At 32.7% G+C, this 17,308-nt stretch carries 18 protein-coding genes; all 18 read left to right on the top strand.

The genetic code is table 11. The features are described from left to right. Positions 1-26: 26 nt before the first annotated feature. The 18 genes from ALGA_RS22240 (at position 27) to ALGA_RS22155 (ending at position 17,302) form a co-directional block, all read left to right on the top strand. The gene (locus ALGA_RS22240) at positions 27-1,130 is read left to right on the top strand and encodes a glycosyltransferase family 4 protein (protein ID WP_096433112.1); all 1,104 of its coding nucleotides are present in this window, start codon (positions 27-29) and stop codon (positions 1,128-1,130) included. Beyond that, a complete protein-coding gene (locus ALGA_RS22235) occupies positions 1,127-2,230 on the top strand; it encodes a glycosyltransferase (protein WP_096433110.1) in 1,104 nt (367 codons plus the stop codon). The genes ALGA_RS22240 and ALGA_RS22235 overlap by 4 nt, the downstream gene beginning before the upstream one ends. A 5-nt stretch (positions 2,231-2,235) precedes the next feature. Beyond that, complete coding sequence (locus ALGA_RS22230) at positions 2,236-2,802, top strand: LbetaH domain-containing protein (RefSeq protein WP_096433108.1); 567 nt, start codon at positions 2,236-2,238, stop codon at positions 2,800-2,802. 3 nt (positions 2,803-2,805) lie between these two features. After that, positions 2,806-3,897 carry an EpsG family protein gene (locus tag ALGA_RS22225; protein ID WP_096433106.1) on the top strand — a complete coding sequence of 364 codons (1,092 nt, stop codon included), beginning with the start codon at positions 2,806-2,808 and terminating at the stop codon, positions 3,895-3,897. A 78-nt stretch (positions 3,898-3,975) separates the two neighbouring features. Then, a complete protein-coding gene (locus ALGA_RS22220; RefSeq protein ID WP_096433104.1) occupies positions 3,976-4,854 on the top strand; it encodes a glycosyltransferase family A protein in 879 nt (292 codons plus the stop codon). Between the two features lie 22 nt (positions 4,855-4,876). Beyond that, positions 4,877-6,001 (top strand): glycosyltransferase family 1 protein, encoded by a 1,125-nt coding sequence (locus ALGA_RS22215; RefSeq protein ID WP_096433102.1) that lies wholly within the window; start codon positions 4,877-4,879, stop codon positions 5,999-6,001. A gap of 109 nt (positions 6,002-6,110) precedes the next feature. Further along, entirely contained in the window at positions 6,111-7,280 is a 1,170-nt protein-coding gene (locus ALGA_RS22210; RefSeq protein WP_096433101.1) for a glycosyltransferase family 4 protein, read from the top strand. Between the two features lie 14 nt (positions 7,281-7,294). After that, complete coding sequence (locus ALGA_RS22205; protein WP_096433099.1) at positions 7,295-8,365, top strand: glycosyltransferase family 2 protein; 1,071 nt, start codon at positions 7,295-7,297, stop codon at positions 8,363-8,365. A gap of 151 nt (positions 8,366-8,516) precedes the next feature. After that, complete coding sequence (locus tag ALGA_RS22200; protein ID WP_096433097.1) at positions 8,517-9,125, top strand: sugar transferase; 609 nt, start codon at positions 8,517-8,519, stop codon at positions 9,123-9,125. Then, positions 9,109-9,771 (top strand): acetyltransferase, encoded by a 663-nt coding sequence (locus ALGA_RS22195; RefSeq protein ID WP_096433095.1) that lies wholly within the window; start codon positions 9,109-9,111, stop codon positions 9,769-9,771. The genes ALGA_RS22200 and ALGA_RS22195 overlap by 17 nt, the downstream gene beginning before the upstream one ends. Positions 9,772-9,929: 158 nt before the next feature. Next, on the top strand, positions 9,930-11,450 hold the full coding sequence (locus ALGA_RS22190) for an amino acid adenylation domain-containing protein (RefSeq protein WP_096433093.1): 1,521 nt from the start codon (positions 9,930-9,932) through the stop codon (positions 11,448-11,450). A 79-nt stretch (positions 11,451-11,529) separates the two neighbouring features. Further along, entirely contained in the window at positions 11,530-11,757 is a 228-nt protein-coding gene (locus ALGA_RS22185) for an acyl carrier protein (RefSeq protein WP_096433836.1), read from the top strand. Positions 11,758-11,759: 2 nt separating this feature from the next. Next, positions 11,760-12,824, top strand: coding sequence for a 3-oxoacyl-ACP synthase III family protein (locus tag ALGA_RS22180; RefSeq protein ID WP_096433091.1), 1,065 nt, complete (start codon positions 11,760-11,762; stop codon positions 12,822-12,824). A gap of 30 nt (positions 12,825-12,854) precedes the next feature. Beyond that, positions 12,855-13,109 (top strand): acyl carrier protein, encoded by a 255-nt coding sequence (locus ALGA_RS22175; protein ID WP_096433089.1) that lies wholly within the window; start codon positions 12,855-12,857, stop codon positions 13,107-13,109. Between the two features lie 82 nt (positions 13,110-13,191). Further along, entirely contained in the window at positions 13,192-13,821 is a 630-nt protein-coding gene (locus tag ALGA_RS22170) for an acetyltransferase (protein WP_096433087.1), read from the top strand. Positions 13,822-13,845: 24 nt separating this feature from the next. Further along, positions 13,846-14,937 (top strand): acyltransferase family protein, encoded by a 1,092-nt coding sequence (locus ALGA_RS22165; RefSeq protein ID WP_096433085.1) that lies wholly within the window; start codon positions 13,846-13,848, stop codon positions 14,935-14,937. Positions 14,938-15,044: 107 nt separating this feature from the next. Next, positions 15,045-17,018 carry an asparagine synthase (glutamine-hydrolyzing) gene (gene asnB / locus ALGA_RS22160; protein ID WP_096433083.1) on the top strand — a complete coding sequence of 658 codons (1,974 nt, stop codon included), beginning with the start codon at positions 15,045-15,047 and terminating at the stop codon, positions 17,016-17,018. A gap of 14 nt (positions 17,019-17,032) precedes the next feature. After that, positions 17,033-17,302, top strand: a complete 270-nt coding sequence (locus ALGA_RS22155) for an acyl carrier protein (RefSeq protein WP_096433081.1) — start codon at positions 17,033-17,035, stop codon at positions 17,300-17,302. The last annotated feature ends 6 nt before the right edge of the window (positions 17,303-17,308 follow it).

Here is a 17,308-nt window from a genome sequence, read left to right as displayed (position 1 = left end):
GATTTTAACTTAGTGAAGATTGATTTATGAAATTGTTATACATAACGAACCAAATTTGCGGTTCTGGAGGACTTGAGAGAGTTTTATCTGTTAAGGCATCTTACTTAGCCGAAGAGTCAGGATATCAGGTTCATATCTTAACTCTAAATCAGACAGGAGAAGATCTTTTTTATGATTTTAGTAATGAAATTCATTATCATGATATTTCTGTGGGAGGAAATCCATTCCGGTATTTATATTCTTATAGGAAGGGTATAAAAGATGTTCTTGATCGAGTTAAGCCAGATATTATTTCTGTTTGTGATGATGGACTGAAAGGTATGTTGTTTCCAGTAATTTTTGGGAAAAAAATTCCTGTTGTTTATGAACGGCATGTTTCAAAACAAATAGAGTTTAATAGTGATAAAGATTCTTTTCTGAAAAAAATCTGGTTAAGTGTGAAACTTAGATTGATGAATTATGGTGGGAGTAAATTTCATAAATTCATCGTTTTAACAAATGGAAATTTGTCAGAGTGGGATCTTAAAAACTTGCTTGTTATTCCTAATCCCTTACCTTTTAATCCTCTGGAAAAATCAACATTGAACAATAAAAATGTTTTAGTAGTTGGTAAACAGTCCTATCAAAAAGGGTATGATCGGTTATTGGAAATTTGGGAGAAAGTGCATTTTGTGCATCCAGATTGGAATCTTGAAATTTATGGAAAAATAAATACTGATTTAGATTTAGAGAGCAAGGCCGAAAAATTAGGATTAAATTCTGTTGTGAATTTCTATCCTCCAGTGAAGAATATTCAGGAAAAATATAAAAATTCATCAATTTATCTAATGACTTCTCGTTTTGAGGGGTTTGGAATGGTGTTAATAGAAGCAATGAGTTATGGAGTACCATGTGTTTCGTTTGATTGCCCTTATGGGCCAGCTGATATCGTTGATGATAATATCAATGGTTTTTTAGTACCTAATGGTAATATTGATATGTTTGCTGAAAAGTTAGTATCCTTAATAAAAGATTTCGATTTAAGGAGTCGAATGGGAAAATGTTCAAGTGAGAACGTACTTAGGTATAATCCAGAAAAGATTGTAAAACAGTGGGATGTTTTATTTCGCTCATTAATCTTAAAAAAATGAAGAAAATAACAATTCTCGTGGATCAATTTTATGAGCATGGTGGTATCGAAAAGTTAGTCGCAATAAAAGCTAATTATTGGGCTACTAATTTTGAGTATGATCTTACGGTTATTAGTACTGAAAATAAAAATAATTCTCATATTTATGATTTAGAACCAACTGTAAAATTCATCGATCTGAAAATTAATTACAATCGATTAATTAGTTATTTTTCATTTACAAACCTTTTTCTTTTATTTAAAAATATTTTTGTTATTCAAAAATATTTATTGAAAAATAAGCCCGATATAGTAATTGTTGCGTCACATATCCCAATTACTTATGTTCTTCCTTTTTTATTGCGAAGACAAACCAAAATTGTTAAAGAATTTCATTTTTCAAAGTATTATAACAAGAAAAGTGAATTAAAAAATAAGATCTTCAATTATGTCGAGTCGAAGTATGATAAACTCGTTGTTTTGAGTACTGAAGAAAGGTCATTTTACAAGTCGAGTAATGTTGAGGTCATTAATAATCCAATCATTTCGGATGCAGATGTAATTATAAATGCGCAATCTAAAAAAGATTTAATTGCTGCTACAGTTGTTCGCTTTGCACCTGTCAAAAGACTCGAGCTTTTAGTTGGTATATGGGAAAAGTTTTCGAATGATAATCCAGCTTGGAGATTGCTTATTTATGGACCATTAGATAATCTTTATGGGGGTGAAATACAGAATCTTGTTAAAGAGAAAAAAATGGAGAATTGTGTGACTTTCAAAGGTAAAACAAATTCTGTTCTGGAAGAACTAGCTAAATCAAGGGTAGTCCTGATGAGTTCAGAACAGGAATGTTTTCCCATGCTTATTTTAGAGGCCCAATCGGTGGGAGTTCCTGTGATCTCATTTGATTGTCCTACAGGTCCTCGTAATATTATTAATAATAATCATGACGGGATATTGATTGAAAATGATAATATTGACAAATTTGTATGGGCCTTGAATCGATTTAGTTCTGACGAAGAATTTCAAGATCGTTTGTCGCATGGAGCAATATTGAATTCGACTAAATTTGAATTGAAAACTATTATGAATGAATGGAATGATAAAGTTCTAAAAATTTAGTTATTATGAGATGGATAATTTTGGCAGGTCAGTTTTTCTATATTCCACATTTATTATTGTATGCTGTAGCAAGAAGTAAAAATCTTATTAAAGCAGACTTATATTCAACCCAAGTGTGCAATAAAAAGGGAGTTAGGTTATTATACGACTTGTCTTATGAATTAGTAACCAATCGTTACTTTAGAACTTTATTTTACTTTAGAACACCAGGTCTCTTTTCAAAAATCCTACGCGTTTTTTATCCTAAGCATCCTAGTTTTACTATTGATATCTATACGAAAGTTGGTGGTGGGTTGAGGCTTGCGCATCCCTATTCTACAATATTAAATGCAAAAGTAATAGGTGAAAATGTTTACATTAATCATTTAGTGACTATTGGAGAAAAAAATGGTAAAAGACCAATACTTGGATCAAATGTTGAAGTACATGCAAATGCAATAATTATCGGAGGTATTACTATTGGTGATAATGCAATTATAGGTGCTGGGGCTGTTGTTGTTAAGGATGTGCCAAAGAATGCGATAGTTGTTGGCAATCCTGCACGAATTATTAATAAAGTTGAAAATAAATAATTAATGTTCGGAATACCATTATCATTTTATACAGAGTTTTTTTACAACATCATTTTACTTTTTGTAATTGTAACATTAGTCCATACATATGTAAATCAAGGAGGAGAACTTGTTTGTTATCGATTTAATAGTATTGCAGCTCTTGCTATTTTGTTTTTTGTTATTTTATATATGGGATTACGTCCGGTAAGTGGTAAGTACTTTGGTGATATGAGAACCTACGAACGTTATTTTTTACACTTTGAAAATGGTGGGGCATTTCTGCATTCTAGCGATTTAGGCTTTTGGTTGTTTATGAAAGCGGTATCAAAAGTGGTAAGCTTAAATGTTTTTTTCCTTGTTTGTGCAATGCTATACTTAATACCTCCATTTTTAGCACTTAAACGTTGGCATCCTAATCATTATTTTTTAGCCTTGCTTATTTATATTGCTAGTATGTCGTTTTGGACGTATGGAACAAATGGGATTCGAGCTGGTTTAGGAACTTCCTTATTTATTTGGGGATTGTCTTACAGGTCGCACCCTATAAAGATGCTCGGAATACTCATACTTTCCGTACTATTCCATAAATCGATGTTGTTGCCTTTAGTTGCATTAGGACTCACTTTTTTATATAATAAGCCTAAATACTATTTATGGTTCTGGTTTTTATCTATTGTTTTATCTGTAACTATGGGCGGAGTGTGGGTTAATCTTTTTTCAAGTTTAGGATTTGGTGACGATCGTTTGGCTGGTTATTTAACATCGACAGAATATGCTGATCAGTTTAGTAGCACAGGTTTTCGATGGGATTTTTTACTATACAGTTTTATGGCTGTATTTGCTGGATATCTATATATTTTCAGATACAATTTTAAAGATAAATTTTATCACCAAATTTTTAATACGTATTTAATCAGTAATGCTTTTTGGATAATGGTGATTCGTGCCAGCTTTTCCAATCGTTTTGCTTATCTATCGTGGTTTATGATGGCAATAGTTATAATTTATCCACTTTTAAAATACAAAATGTTTAGATATCAATATTCTATTACCGGACTTGTTATACTTGGCTATTTTAGCTTTACATATGTTCTGTACTATATTAGTAAATAAAGGTATTTAGAACACAAATAAATTATTGTATTAAGTTTGTAATCAGGTAAGTTTTAATTTTTATTCTATTGTTATTTTATGAAACAAATTACCATTTTTACTCCAAGTTATAATAGATCACATCTTTTGTTGCGTTTATACGAGAGTTTAAAAAAGCAATCGAATCGTTCATTCAAATGGTTAATCGTAGATGATGGTAGTTATGACGATACAAAGCAGGTTGTTCATTCGTGGATTAAGGAAGGAATAATAGAAATTCGATATTACTATCAGGAAAATCAGGGTATGCATGGAGCTCATAATTCAGCTTATGAATTAATTGATACTGAATTAAATGTTTGCATTGATTCAGATGATTATTTAGCTGATAATGCAGTTGATAAGATATTGAAAGTATGGAATGAAAATTCAAATTCTAACTTGGCTGGCATAATTGGTTTGGATGCTACTAATGATGGAGGAATTATAGGTTCATTACTACCTGATACGGAAACAGTAACTTTGAGTGGGTTTTATGCAAATGGAGGTACAGGAGATAAAAAATTAGTGTATAGGACTGAAGTTGTAAATGAATATCCAAAATATGGAATTTACTCTGGAGAGCGTTTGGTTCCTTTAGGATCAAAATATATTTTGATTGATCAGGACTATGAACTCCTTGTTATGAATGAAGTTATTTGTGTGGTTGAATATCAAGAGGATGGATCAAGCGGAACAATTTTTAAACAATACAAACAAAGTCCAAAAGGCTTTGCTGAGGCGAGGAGGGTCAGTATGCAATATGGAATACGTTTTAGAGATCGTTTTCGTGCTGCAATTCATTATGTTTCTTCGGTGATTTTTATCAATGATTATAAATTACTTCGACATAACTCAAATTTAGGCTTAGTCTTTTTAGCAATTCCATTCGGTATTATTTTGAATATATACATTCGTCTTCGAATTCGTTTTAGTTGATTTCTCAATAAAATCAGTACATATGCTGCCAATAAGAGTTTTACATGTTTTTCGAATATTAAATAGAGGTGGAGCAGAGACTTTAGTTATGAACATCTTTCGCAATATAGATAGATCTAAGGTTCAATTTGATTTCTTAGTCCAACATCCGGATATTGGTGATTATGAGGAAGAAATTAAAGGTTTGGGAGGGGAAATATTTCGACTTCCTTATTTAACGCAAGTTGGGCCTTTGAGGTATAAGAGAAAGCTTATCGATTTTTTTAAGAAATCCGATTATTCTATTGTGCATTCACATATGAATGAGATGAGTCGAATGATACTTGGACAAGCTAAAAAAGCAGGTATTCGCATTAGAATTGCTCATAGTCATAATTATTTTCCTAAATATTCCTTTTTTGAAGGTTTGTTTAGGATCTATTTAAAATCAAATATTGGTAAGGTTACTACGCATCAATTTGGATGTTCCTCCGAAGCATTAAATTGGCTGTTTGGAACAAATAGTTTCAATTCGAAAGTCATACAAAATGGTGCTTGTTTAGATCAATTCGATAATGTTGCAATGCGGAAAACAACAAGAGAAGATAATCGCATTGTAATTGGGCATATTGGTAGTTTCAGTGCTCAAAAAAATCATAAGTTTATTGTCGAAATTTTTAAAGAAATACATAATAGAATTCAAGAATCAGAACTTATCTTAATAGGTGATGGATCTTTAAAATTAGAAATTGAACAAGAAGTTATAAATAAGGGCCTTGAAAATAACGTGAAATTTTTAGGGGTACGTTCAGACATTCCTCAGCTCTTATCAAAGATGGATTTGTTTTTAATGCCGTCTTTATTCGAGGGATTACCTTTAACGCTGATTGAAGCTCAGGCAGCTGGTGTAAATTGTATCATTACGGATTCTATTACAGAGGAAGTAGATGTGGGCTGTAACTTGATACATCGTTTAGATCTTAACAATACGGCTGGAGAGTGGGCTGAAAAAGTTATTGACATTATATCTAATAAGGAATGCGTCGATTCTCATAGTTTCATAAAGAAAGCTGGTTTTGATATTGTGGATACAAGTATGTGGTTGGAACAATTTTATCTTCAACAACAAATAATTGCAAATAATGTATCAATTCTAGAGAAGAGTTAAAGTTGCTTGATATTTTTTATACAAAGAGTAAATTTAATTTAGAATAGTAGTTAACTAAGATATTTTAAGTCATTAGAACTTGGATAAGCATATTACCGAATAATATAAGATGCGAAAGAAAAAAATAATAAGAATTACAACTGTGCCACAATCTTTAGGAGGACTACTTAAGGGGCAATTGCGTTATATGAACCAATATTTTGAGGTTATTGGAATTTCATCTCCTGGAATTCAACTACAGGAAATTGAAAAGAATGAAGGAGTCGATACTTTTGAGGTAGAGATGACACGGCGTATAAGCCCCTTTAAGGATTTATTATCATTATGGAAACTATTTCAGATTATGAGGGTTGAAAAACCTGATATTGTGCATACACATACACCAAAGGCTGGAACCTTAGGCATGTTGGCTGCCTACTTCGCAAGAGTTCCTAATCGATTGCATACCGTTGCCGGATTACCATTAATTGAGGCAAAAGGAACTAAACGAAAGCTGCTAAATTTTGTTGAGAAAGTAACTTATTTTTGTGCAACAAAAATTTATCCGAATTCATATGGATTAAAGAGTATTATAGAGGATGAGAGATTTTGTGACATCTCTAAATTAAAGGTGATAGGAAAGGGTAGCTCTAATGGGATTGATACTTCATACTTTTCATTAGATCAAATACAAGATAAAACCAAAGTTTTATTGCAAAAAGAATTGGGGCTTTTCAATTCGGATTGTGTTTTTTGTTTTGTTGGCAGAATTGTTCGAGATAAAGGAATTAATGAATTGATAAATGCTTTTCAGCAACTCTCAATCAAATATCCAAATTGCAAACTAATTCTGGTGGGCGATTATGAAGCTGATTTGGATCCGATTTCTAGTGAGACACTTAAAACGATACAAGATCATGCGTCTATTTTGGAGATGGGTTGGCAGGAAGATGTACGTCCGTTTTTTGCTGTATCTGATGTTCTTGCTTTTCCAAGTTATAGAGAAGGATTTCCTAATGTGGTAATGCAAGCAGGAGCGATGGAACTTCCTAGTATTGTTACCGATATTAATGGTTGCAATGAAATTATTGAAGATGATCACAATGGAATAATTATTCCTCCAAAAGATATCGATGCCCTCTATAAAGCCATGGAAGAATTATTGGTTAATCAGGAAAAACGAAAAAGGTTATTGAGTAATGCTCGGAAAATGATTACAGATCGATACGAAAGAAAATTTGTGTGGAAAATGTTATTAAAAGAATACGATAACATACTATATAATAGCAAGTCGAACTAGATGTTGGTTAATTTATGGAACATGTTATGAATTCTTATCCTGAAATAAGTGTTATTATTCCAGTATATAATGCTGGTAGATATTTAGACAGATGCATTGGTTCTGTTTTGTCACAATCTTTTCAATCTTTTGAACTGATTCTTATTAATGATTTTAGTTCAGATAACAGTCTTTCTATCTGTAGATCATATTGTGAAAAGTATGACGACATACAATTGATTAATTTAAAGAAAAATAAAGGTGTTGATAACGCAAGGTTTGAAGGGATTAGAGCTTCTCTTGGTAAATTTCTGATGTTTGTTGATTCTGATGATTGGATTGCACCTAAATCAATTCAAATATTGCATGATGATATAATTTCTACGAATGCGGACATAAGCTCTGGAGCATTAGTAAGAGTTCTGGATAAGTTTGGAATGATTCGAACAAAACCACAAAATATGTATGGTCAATATGTTGATATCCATATTGGGAGATCGGAGTTGATGAAGGAATATTTGGTGTCCTATTTTGGTGTAAACAAGTTGATGGTCTCAATGTGTGGTAAGTTGTATCGAAAATCGGTTGTTTTACAGGCTAAGGTGGCACCTTCTAATTTTAAAATGGGAGAGGATTTAATATTCAATTTAAGTATTCATCCCTTTTTAAAAAAGATTAGTATTGTCAAAAAAGAAGTATACTATTATAGATTTGGAGGAATGACTGACGGGTTTAATCAGTTTTTTTTTAAAGATGTACTTGATCAATATATACTTAAGAAGAAATATGCGATGCAATATAATGTAGAAGCATTTATTGAGACCGCCAAAATTGAGATTAAAAATTGTTTTAAAACTCACATCAAAATGCTAATTAGATGTAAGCACTTAAACAATGCAAAAGAATTTATAACTGTCTCCTTAGAAGATTATCGTTTTATTGAGTGTATGGATTACTACCGTAATAAGTCAATATTCTCTGATAAATTTATTGTAGCCGTTTTAAGTCTTGATGAAGAGGGAATTCTGAAGATTTGTATAAACGAAGTAAGACAAGAAAGACTAAAACGAAAAGTTAAAACAATTGTGTCACGTTTGATGAATTAAATTTTAATTATTAGAGTGAATTAATTATTAAAAACAATAGATAATTAATAGTATATATATTAAAGCATATGTTACTATACTATTCTGAGGGTTTCTATTTATGGGATTTTTCGTTAAAATTATTTTATTCAATAAAAAATAAATTTTTGTTATGTATGTTTCGTATTTAAAACCATTTTTTGATTTTATATGTGCCTTACTTCTTTTGTTCTTGTTTACTCCATTATGGTTGATTGTTCATATATCCTTATGGTTTGCCAATAATGGAAAGGTATACTTTTATCAAATTCGTCCTGGCTTGCATGGTGAAGCTTTTCGCATTATTAAATTTAAAACCATGACCGACGCGAAAGATAAAGACGGGAAATTGTTACCCGATGAAGATCGATTAACATTTATGGGGACAATTTGTCGGAAGACTTCACTCGATGAATTGCCTCAATTAGTAAATGTTTTAAAAGGGGATCTTAGTTTAGTTGGTCCACGGCCCCTCTTGATGAGCTACCTGCCCTTATACAGTAAAGAACAAGCTCGACGCCATGACGTGAAACCGGGTATTACGGGGTGGGCTCAGGTTAATGGTCGCAATACCATTGCATGGAAAGACAAGTTTGAATTAGATCTATTTTATGTGGATAATATTGGATTTGCTTTGGATGTAAAGATTTTTTTTAAAACGATTATAAATGTGTTTACAGCTAAGGATGTAAGTCTGGTTACAACAAAATTAAATGACACTTGGTATGGAAACAAAGAATAAACAATACCTACTTTATGGGGGTAGTGGGCATGCAAAGGTGATTGCCGAGTGCATCGCTGCAAGCCAGGGGATTGTTGAAGGTATATTCGACGATAATCCTGATCTGAAAAGCTTTGGCGATTTTCCTTTTTTTGGTTGTTATCAAAAGGAGAAGCACAGATTTCCCTTGGTGGTATCAATTGGGGATAATTTAATCCGTAAAAAAATTGTTAAAAACGTTAAATATTTGTTTGGCACTATTATACACCCATCTGCTTGTGTTTCGCCTAATGTCGAAATTGGAGAAGGTAGTGTTATTTTTCACAACTCTATTTTGCAAGTTGATAGTCGTATTGGCAAGCATGTTATATTGAATTCGGGAGCTTCTGTAGATCACGAATGTGTTCTTGGGGATTTTGTTCATATCTCACCACAAGCTACTTTATGTGGAAATGTTGTGGTTGGAGAAGGTACTCATATCGGAGCTAATGCCGTTGTTATACCTTATATTACAATTGGAAAGTGGGCAACAATTGGTGCTGGCGCTGTAATTATACATGACGTGCCAGATTTTGCAATTGTTGTTGGGAATCCTGGCAAGCTTATTAAATTTAAAGAGCCTGTTTGTAATACCTCATGCCTTAAGTCAGGGAAGAAAAGACAATAAGATAATGATTTCTTTTTGGTGGATATGGGGACACCTTTGCTGTGATATTACAAAGGTGCTTTTTTGTTCGGGTGAATAGGGTGTTGTAATTAGGTGGTAAAGCAGATGGTTAAAAGTGAAAATTGACTCCTTACTATCAATGATAAAAGCATTTTTATATGAGAATACATGTTATGGAATATTTAGAAAATAGTTTTTCTAAATATAAAGAAAAGGTGGCTGTCGTAGATGGTGATCGTAGAATAAACTTTGGTGATTTAAGAAGCAGTTCTTTGACAATTTTACAGTATTTGGTAAACTCACAATTAGCTACAAATTCGCCAATTGCTGTGTACTTGCCAAAATCAGTGGAAAGTATATTTTGCTATTGTGGTATTTCCTACAGTGGTAACTTTTATGTGCCTTTGGATATTAAATCGCCACAAGAAAGAATGGCTATTATTGTAGACTCCTTATCTCCCAAATTAATTTTAACAAATCGTAAATTAAAAAATAATTTGTTAAAAATAGGTTATCCTTTAGAATTGATTATTGAGATTGAAGATATATTGAAGCATGAGGAGGGAATTGAAAAAGAGTTTAATCTGCCAAGCGATCATATCGACACAAATCCGGCATATATTTTATATACCTCAGGTTCTACAGGTATACCCAAAGGGGTAATTGTTCCTCATCGAGCTGTTATTGATTATATTGATTGGGTTATTGAGCAATTTTCAATAGATGATACATCTATTATTGGTAATCAGGCACCATTTTTCTTTGATCAGTCTGTTTTTGATCTCTTTTTAATGATGGCTACAGGATCAACAATCGTGCTAATCCCTGAAAGCTTTTTTATATTTCCTGCAAAATTATTAAAATACCTAAATGAGGAAAAAATCAATCTGTTTTTTTGGGTTCCTTCATTATTGGTTAATATTGCAAATTTTAAATTGTTAGATCAGATTGAAATGCCCTATCTTAAAAAGGTGTTTTTTGGTGGTGAAGTGATGTCGACGAGGCACCTAAATTATTGGAGGCAAAAATTGCCTGATCTTATGTATGTGAACATGTATGGTCCAACAGAGATTACGGTTGATTGTACCTATTATATTGTAAATCGTGAAATTAGCGATGACGAATCTGTACCGATTGGTTTTCCATGTAGAAACTCAGGGGTGCTAATACTGAATGATAATAACCAGTTGACAAAGGTAGGAGAGCTTGGAGAATTGTGTGTAAGAGGAAGTTCATTAGCTTTAGGTTATTATAATAATAAAGAAAAAACAGATGAAGTTTTCGTTCAAAATCCTTTGAACAAGAATTATCCTGAAAAGATATATCGTACAGGAGATGTTGTGTATCGGAACGAAATAAATGAAATTATTTATGTTTGTAGAAAGGATTTCCAAATTCAACATTTAGGTCACAGAATTGAGTTAGGAGAGGTGGAAGTAGCCGTAATGGGTTTAGATGTTATCGAAAATGCATGCGTTTTATATAATTCCGTTAAAAAAGAGATTACACTTTTCTTTATTTCAGATCAGAAAGTGGCAGTCAGAGATTTGAGACTTGCCTTATCTCAAAAATTATCTAAGTATATGATTCCAACTGTTTGCATTCAGTTGGAAGAAATGCCACTTACTTCCAATGGCAAAATTAACCGAAATGCAATAAAACAACAGTTAATGAGATAAAAAATGTATATACACTTAACAGTGTAAAGCATGTAATTTAAGTGATTATAATAAAGTTAATAGACAAAAGTAGATGGTAATGAAAGAAGTAGTAGTTAAGATATTAGAATCGTTAAGACCGGGTGAAGATTATGTGAAATCGGAAAACTTTGTCGTGGATGGTTTGCTTGATTCTTTTGATTTAATAGTATTGGTTTCAGAACTTGATGAACATTTTACCATTTCAATCAAGGGAACTGACATTATTCCAGAGAATTTTATGAATATTGAAGCCATCAATACATTATTAACCAAATATACTTCCTAACCATGAATCTGAAATATCATAATAAAAAGATAACAGGAATGCTTACTGTTATTCCGCAAAATGAAGTTAAGTTCGAAGATACAATAGGAAATTATAATTTCTCTTCGAAACAATCAAAGCAATTGGGAAAAATAATGGGATATAATCGGCAGCGAATAGTTTTACCGGGGGTAACAGTGTCTGATTTATGTGTGCATGGTCTGAATTATTTATTTAACGAAGATTTTTTAAATAAAGATGAAATTGATGCATTAATTTTGGTTACTGAATCGCCGGACTATATTTTGCCACCAACGAGTAATGTTATACAAGGTCGGCTTAACCTGAAAGAAGATATTTTCTGTATGGATATCAATCAGGGATGTGCTGGACATCTGATTGGGTTAATGCAAGCTTTTGCAATGTTAGAACAAGTCTCAATTAATAAAGTTGTATTACTTAATGCTGATGTATTAAGTCATAAAGCTTCGGAAAGAGATCGTAATAGCAGGCCCTTAGCTGGTGACGGAGCTTCCATAACAATCGTTGAAAAATGTGAAGAACAAAACACCATATATGCAAATCTTAAAATGGATGGCAAAAGGCATGAAGCTTTGATTATTCCGGCAGGAGGATTCAAAACACCCTCTTCTCCCCAGACGGGCATATTAAAAGAGGATGATAACGGTAACTTCAGGGCATTAGATCATTTGCACATGAAAGGTGATGTCGTTTTCAATTTTGTACAAAAAGAAGTTCCCTTAATGATTGACAGTCTGCTCGAATTTGCAAAGATTGAAAAAGACGAGGTAGATTATTACCTATTTCATCAACCCAATAGGTTCATGTTGCAAAAGTTGGCAGATCGATTAGAAGTCTCCTATGATAAATTACCGAATAATATTGTGGAAAGATTTGGTAATGCTAATAGCGTTACAGTACCAACGGTTGTAACATACAATTTAGGAGAAAAAGCGGAGACAAATGAATACCTGATCTGTTTGGCCGGATTTGGTGTTGGGTTAACCTGGTGTTCGATGTTGATGAAGTTTGGCAAATTGGATTTTTGTAAGATGATTGAGTATTAGAAACTTGATATGTAACCTAATTTATGTGTTATGAAAGAAAATGATTTTATTTTAAAAATAAAGGAAGAACTTGAAATCGATGAACCGCTCAGTACTAAAACCCGGTTTGATAGTTTAGAGATTTGGGATTCTATGGCCAGACTTATTTTGATTTCACTTGTTGATGAACAATTTCAAATTCAAATGAATGCCGAAGATTTTAAGGTGCTTTTAACTCCAGAAGATCTAATTAATAAGATTGGAGTTGATCATTTTGACGGTTATGATCTTATCTCAAACAGTTAATGTCTGGTAGGGTGTTATAGTTTTGACTTAAAAAAGGAGAAAAATATAGATTTTAAGAGTAATAAGCTTGTAAAGTTTAATAATGAAAAAAAGATTATTTATTGTTGGAGCTGGCGGACTTGGTAGAGGTTTAGAGTCGTGCCTGGAAAATGTGTTGGAAAACCAAAGAGACTGGAATTTGGTTGGATTTATTGATGAATCAGCGACGGCATTGGATGGGGTGTATTCCGATTACAAAATATTAGGAGATATTGATTCCTTTCAATTTGAAAATGATGATTTGGCGATTATTGCCATAGGTGATCCAAATACAAGGGAGAATATTTATAAGCGATTAAAAGGGAGAGTTAATTTTTTTACATTTATCGAGCCTGGTGCCATTGTTGGTAAATTTAACCGGATAGGGGAAGGATGTATCATCTTGGCCGCATCCTTTATTTCCAACAATGTTAAAATTGGTAAGTTTACTATTGTTTTAGAAAAATCCACTGTTGGACACGATTCCGAGCTCGGCGATTTTTGTTCTTTAATGCCAAATGTTGATGTAGGTGGAGGTTGTTATTTTGGCAATAATGTTTTTGCCGGCACAAAAGCCACTATTATTCCTCGACGATCAATTGCTGATAGGGTCACTATTGGTGCGGGAAGTGTTGTCGTGAGAAATATCAAGAATAGTTGTACCGTTTTTGGTAATCCGGCTAAAAAAATATGATAGCCATACAATTAAAAGATTTTAATGACTAAAAGCTTGGGTTTAAAGGATGGTAAAATTAAAAGCTTGGATCAACTCCGTGGATTTTTGGCTATCTGTGTGGTTATTTACCATATACCACAGATATCCCGATCTGTAGGGCTGCCGCATTTTTCTGAATTGCCAATATTTAACAGGGGAACGGAAGCGGTGTTAGTATTTTTTACCTTAAGTGGCTATTTTATTATCGGTTTGCTTTATGATGAGAAGGAATGTTTTGGATCAATCAATATTAAGAATTTTTATTTAAGAAGGATTTTGAGATTATATCCGGTCTATTATTTAGTGTTAACATTTGGCTTTGTATTTTATCATTTTTTACTTCCTTTGCTAGGTATTCCTTTCGAGACGAATTACAATCTCCTTGAAGCGATTGTATTAAATGTAGCTTTTTTGCCCAATGTGTTTAAAACACTTTATGAACCGGGATCTATATTATTAGTTTTATGGTCTATTGGCATAGAAGAACAATTTTATCTGCTTACTGCACCATTATTAGCACTTCTGGCACTTAATCGGTATGCCGGAGGCTTACTCCTTTTTACATTGGTTTATTTTATTTTATTTCATACCAGTTATTTTTCTTTTCTAAAAGACTATTCGTTTTATTATTATTTTATGTCGGCCGGCGGCACTGTAGCCGTTCTTAGCAGGAATGCTTATGTGTTATCTTTCAAATCTTCCCTTGCTCGTTTGGGGGTTTATTTTGTTTTTTTGCTTCACTTTAGTACCGATTGGTTTCAATTCGGTAACGAATATGCTAAGGGAGCCTTTGAAGTCATCCTTTTTTGTGTATTAATTGTAAATCTAGCGGTTGATGATAAGCGCTTTGAAAAATTTAGGTTCATGCAGTATCTGGGGAAAATTTCATATGGTATTTATATGTACCATATGATCGTTGTAAACTTCGTTTTATTTCTTTTTTTGAAGCTTCACACCTTCTTCGATTTATCATCAATAACGCTTATTATTCTTATTAATTTAAGTTGTTTACTGGGTACTTTTTTTGTTTCGCATTTTTCATTTAAGTATTTTGAGTCCTACTTCTTACATTTTAAGTATAAATTTCGTGCTTAGTTTGTATGCAAATTATCAGTTGAGTTAATTGCTTCTTTTTTTGGGTAGGGTGACAACAGAAGGGGAACTAAACAAGAATTCTATTTATTTTAATTAGACGAATTATTATGTGCGGAATTGCGGGTGTTTATGGAGAGGATCTTAGTAAAGATTCAAGACGGAATGAAATTCAACAAATGATATCATCACTTCAGCATAGGGGACCTGACGGTTGGGGGTATTATATCTCCCCTGAAATTGCACTGGGACATGCCCGCCTGTCGATTGTGGATCTTGCAACAGGTGATCAACCATTTGCTACTGATAAATATGTGATTTCCTTTAATGGAGAAATCTACAATTTTATAGAAATAAGACAGGAACTTGAAAAAAGAGGTATCCGCTTTAAATCGACTAGTGATACAGAGGTCTTACTACGGGCATATGAATATTACGGTGAAAGTTGTTTCGAAAAGCTCAATGGACAGTTTGCTGTTTTAATCTGGAGTAAAGTTGAAAAAGAATTGCTTATAGCCAGAGATCGATTTGGGATTCGCCCCCTTTACATTCTTAATCATAAGGAGCGTTTCTATTTCGCTTCCGAACTAAAGGCATTTGATACTATAGAGGGATATTCCAGAGAATTTGATATAAAAAGATTGTATGAACATGCTTTGCTTTGGAATACCTATGGGGATCATACTATTTACAAGCAAATTAGATCTTTACAAGGTGGGACTTATGCGAAATATGAAAATGGAAAACTGATTTTAGAAAAAAAATATTACGAACTGGGAAACAATAACTCTTACGATAAAAGGTCTTTTCAGCAAGCAGAAGAGGAATTTAACTATTTGTTGGAAGATTCTGTAAAATTGAGATTGAGAAGTGATGTTCCAGTTGGAGCTTACCTTAGCGGAGGAATCGACAGTTCTGTAATTACCCATTTGGTTAAGGAAAATACTGAGAAAAAATTTAAAACCTTTTCCATAGCTTTCGATGATGCTGAATATGATGAATCCACTTACCAGAGAGAGATGGTTGATCAAATTAAATCAGATCATTATACCTTAAATATCAATAATAAGCAAATTGATGCTGCTTTCCCAGATGCGATCTATCATACAGAGAGACCCGTGTTTAGAACTGCTGCCGTTCCCCTGTATTTACTTTCCCAAAAAGTCAAGGAAAACGATATTAAGGTTGTACTTACAGGTGAAGGAGCGGATGAGATACTTTGGGGGTATGACTCCTTTAAGGAAGTGAAAATGCTTGAGTTTTGGTCTAAGTTTCCTGATTCGTCTATTCGTCCTCAACTGATTAAAAAACTTTATCCCCACTTAAGTCATTACCGGGATGAGCGACAGTATGGGATGATGAAGATGTTTTATGAGGGTTTTCTGGGAGATTTTGATAATAAATTGGCTTCAGTGAATATTCGGATTCACAACAACAAGATACTTAAAAACTATTTTAATAGGGATCACAATCTTTCTTATGAAAAGGATTCGATGATAAAGGAAATGGATTCATTTTTTCCTGAAAAATATACCTCTTGGAGTCTTCTTCAGCAAAATCAATTCATGGAAATGAATACCTTATTGTCAGGTTATCTTTTATCCTCGCAGGGCGATAGAATGTCTTTGGCTAATGGTGTTGAAGGGCGCTATCCATTTTTGGATCATCGGATTATAGATAGCTTGTTTTCGGTGAATGAAAAATTTAAATTGAATGGCTTTTCTCAAAAATATTTGTTGACTCAAAGTTTTAAAAACAAGATTCCAAAGTCTATTTTGAATCGACCGAAACGTCCCTATATGTCACCAGATCTCAAATCTTTTTTTGTGAATGGAAAACCGACAGAAAATGTAGCTTTCTTTCTTAGTGATGATCTAATAAATGAGTACAAAATATTCGATTTGAGATTTGTTCAACGTTTTATGAAGAAATTTTCAACAGGAGTTCCTCAGAATATAGGTTATCGGGATAACATGATTATTAGTTTTATTGTATCAACTCAAATCGCGAATTATTGGATGAAAAATCCAAAGAAATATGTGCTTTCAGAAGATCTGTTAAAAATAAAAATTGTTGATTATTAAAATTAAATATAGATATGATTACAAAAGATAAAGTTCAGTCAAAGTTAATTGATTTTTTATGTTGTCAGTTTTTGGTGGAAGAATCCGATATTGAATTGGAAGAATCGCTTATAGATACAGGAATTATTGATTCCATGGGCCTAATTGAAATTGCTTTCTATATTGAGAAAGAATATTCATTCAAAGTAACGGAGGTCATGATGAACAGTGCTAATTTTGGCTCTGTTTATAAAATTGTAGATTTCATTACAAACCAAAGTCTACTGTTAGGTAGAATAGGGTAGAGATGA

The sequence above is a fragment of the Labilibaculum antarcticum genome (assembly GCF_002356295.1).
GTDB lineage: Bacteria > Bacteroidota > Bacteroidia > Bacteroidales > Marinifilaceae > Labilibaculum > Labilibaculum antarcticum.
Note: the sequence above shows the minus strand (reverse complement) of the source record. Positions and strands in the feature narration are given on the sequence as shown.

Coding starts and splice junctions, on each gene's coding strand:
- ALGA_RS22240 (WP_096433112.1), top strand. CDS start 27: ATGAAATTGTTATACATAACGAACCAAATTTGCGGTTCTGGAGGACTT.
- ALGA_RS22235 (WP_096433110.1), top strand. CDS start 1,127: ATGAAGAAAATAACAATTCTCGTGGATCAATTTTATGAGCATGGTGGT.
- ALGA_RS22230 (WP_096433108.1), top strand. CDS start 2,236: ATGAGATGGATAATTTTGGCAGGTCAGTTTTTCTATATTCCACATTTA.
- ALGA_RS22225 (WP_096433106.1), top strand. CDS start 2,806: ATGTTCGGAATACCATTATCATTTTATACAGAGTTTTTTTACAACATC.
- ALGA_RS22220 (WP_096433104.1), top strand. CDS start 3,976: ATGAAACAAATTACCATTTTTACTCCAAGTTATAATAGATCACATCTT.
- ALGA_RS22215 (WP_096433102.1), top strand. CDS start 4,877: ATGCTGCCAATAAGAGTTTTACATGTTTTTCGAATATTAAATAGAGGT.
- ALGA_RS22210 (WP_096433101.1), top strand. CDS start 6,111: ATGCGAAAGAAAAAAATAATAAGAATTACAACTGTGCCACAATCTTTA.
- ALGA_RS22205 (WP_096433099.1), top strand. CDS start 7,295: ATGGAACATGTTATGAATTCTTATCCTGAAATAAGTGTTATTATTCCA.
- ALGA_RS22200 (WP_096433097.1), top strand. CDS start 8,517: ATGTATGTTTCGTATTTAAAACCATTTTTTGATTTTATATGTGCCTTA.
- ALGA_RS22195 (WP_096433095.1), top strand. CDS start 9,109: ATGGAAACAAAGAATAAACAATACCTACTTTATGGGGGTAGTGGGCAT.
- ALGA_RS22190 (WP_096433093.1), top strand. CDS start 9,930: ATGAGAATACATGTTATGGAATATTTAGAAAATAGTTTTTCTAAATAT.
- ALGA_RS22185 (WP_096433836.1), top strand. CDS start 11,530: ATGAAAGAAGTAGTAGTTAAGATATTAGAATCGTTAAGACCGGGTGAA.
- ALGA_RS22180 (WP_096433091.1), top strand. CDS start 11,760: ATGAATCTGAAATATCATAATAAAAAGATAACAGGAATGCTTACTGTT.
- ALGA_RS22175 (WP_096433089.1), top strand. CDS start 12,855: ATGAAAGAAAATGATTTTATTTTAAAAATAAAGGAAGAACTTGAAATC.
- ALGA_RS22170 (WP_096433087.1), top strand. CDS start 13,192: ATGAAAAAAAGATTATTTATTGTTGGAGCTGGCGGACTTGGTAGAGGT.
- ALGA_RS22165 (WP_096433085.1), top strand. CDS start 13,846: ATGACTAAAAGCTTGGGTTTAAAGGATGGTAAAATTAAAAGCTTGGAT.
- asnB (WP_096433083.1), top strand. CDS start 15,045: ATGTGCGGAATTGCGGGTGTTTATGGAGAGGATCTTAGTAAAGATTCA.
- ALGA_RS22155 (WP_096433081.1), top strand. CDS start 17,033: ATGATTACAAAAGATAAAGTTCAGTCAAAGTTAATTGATTTTTTATGT.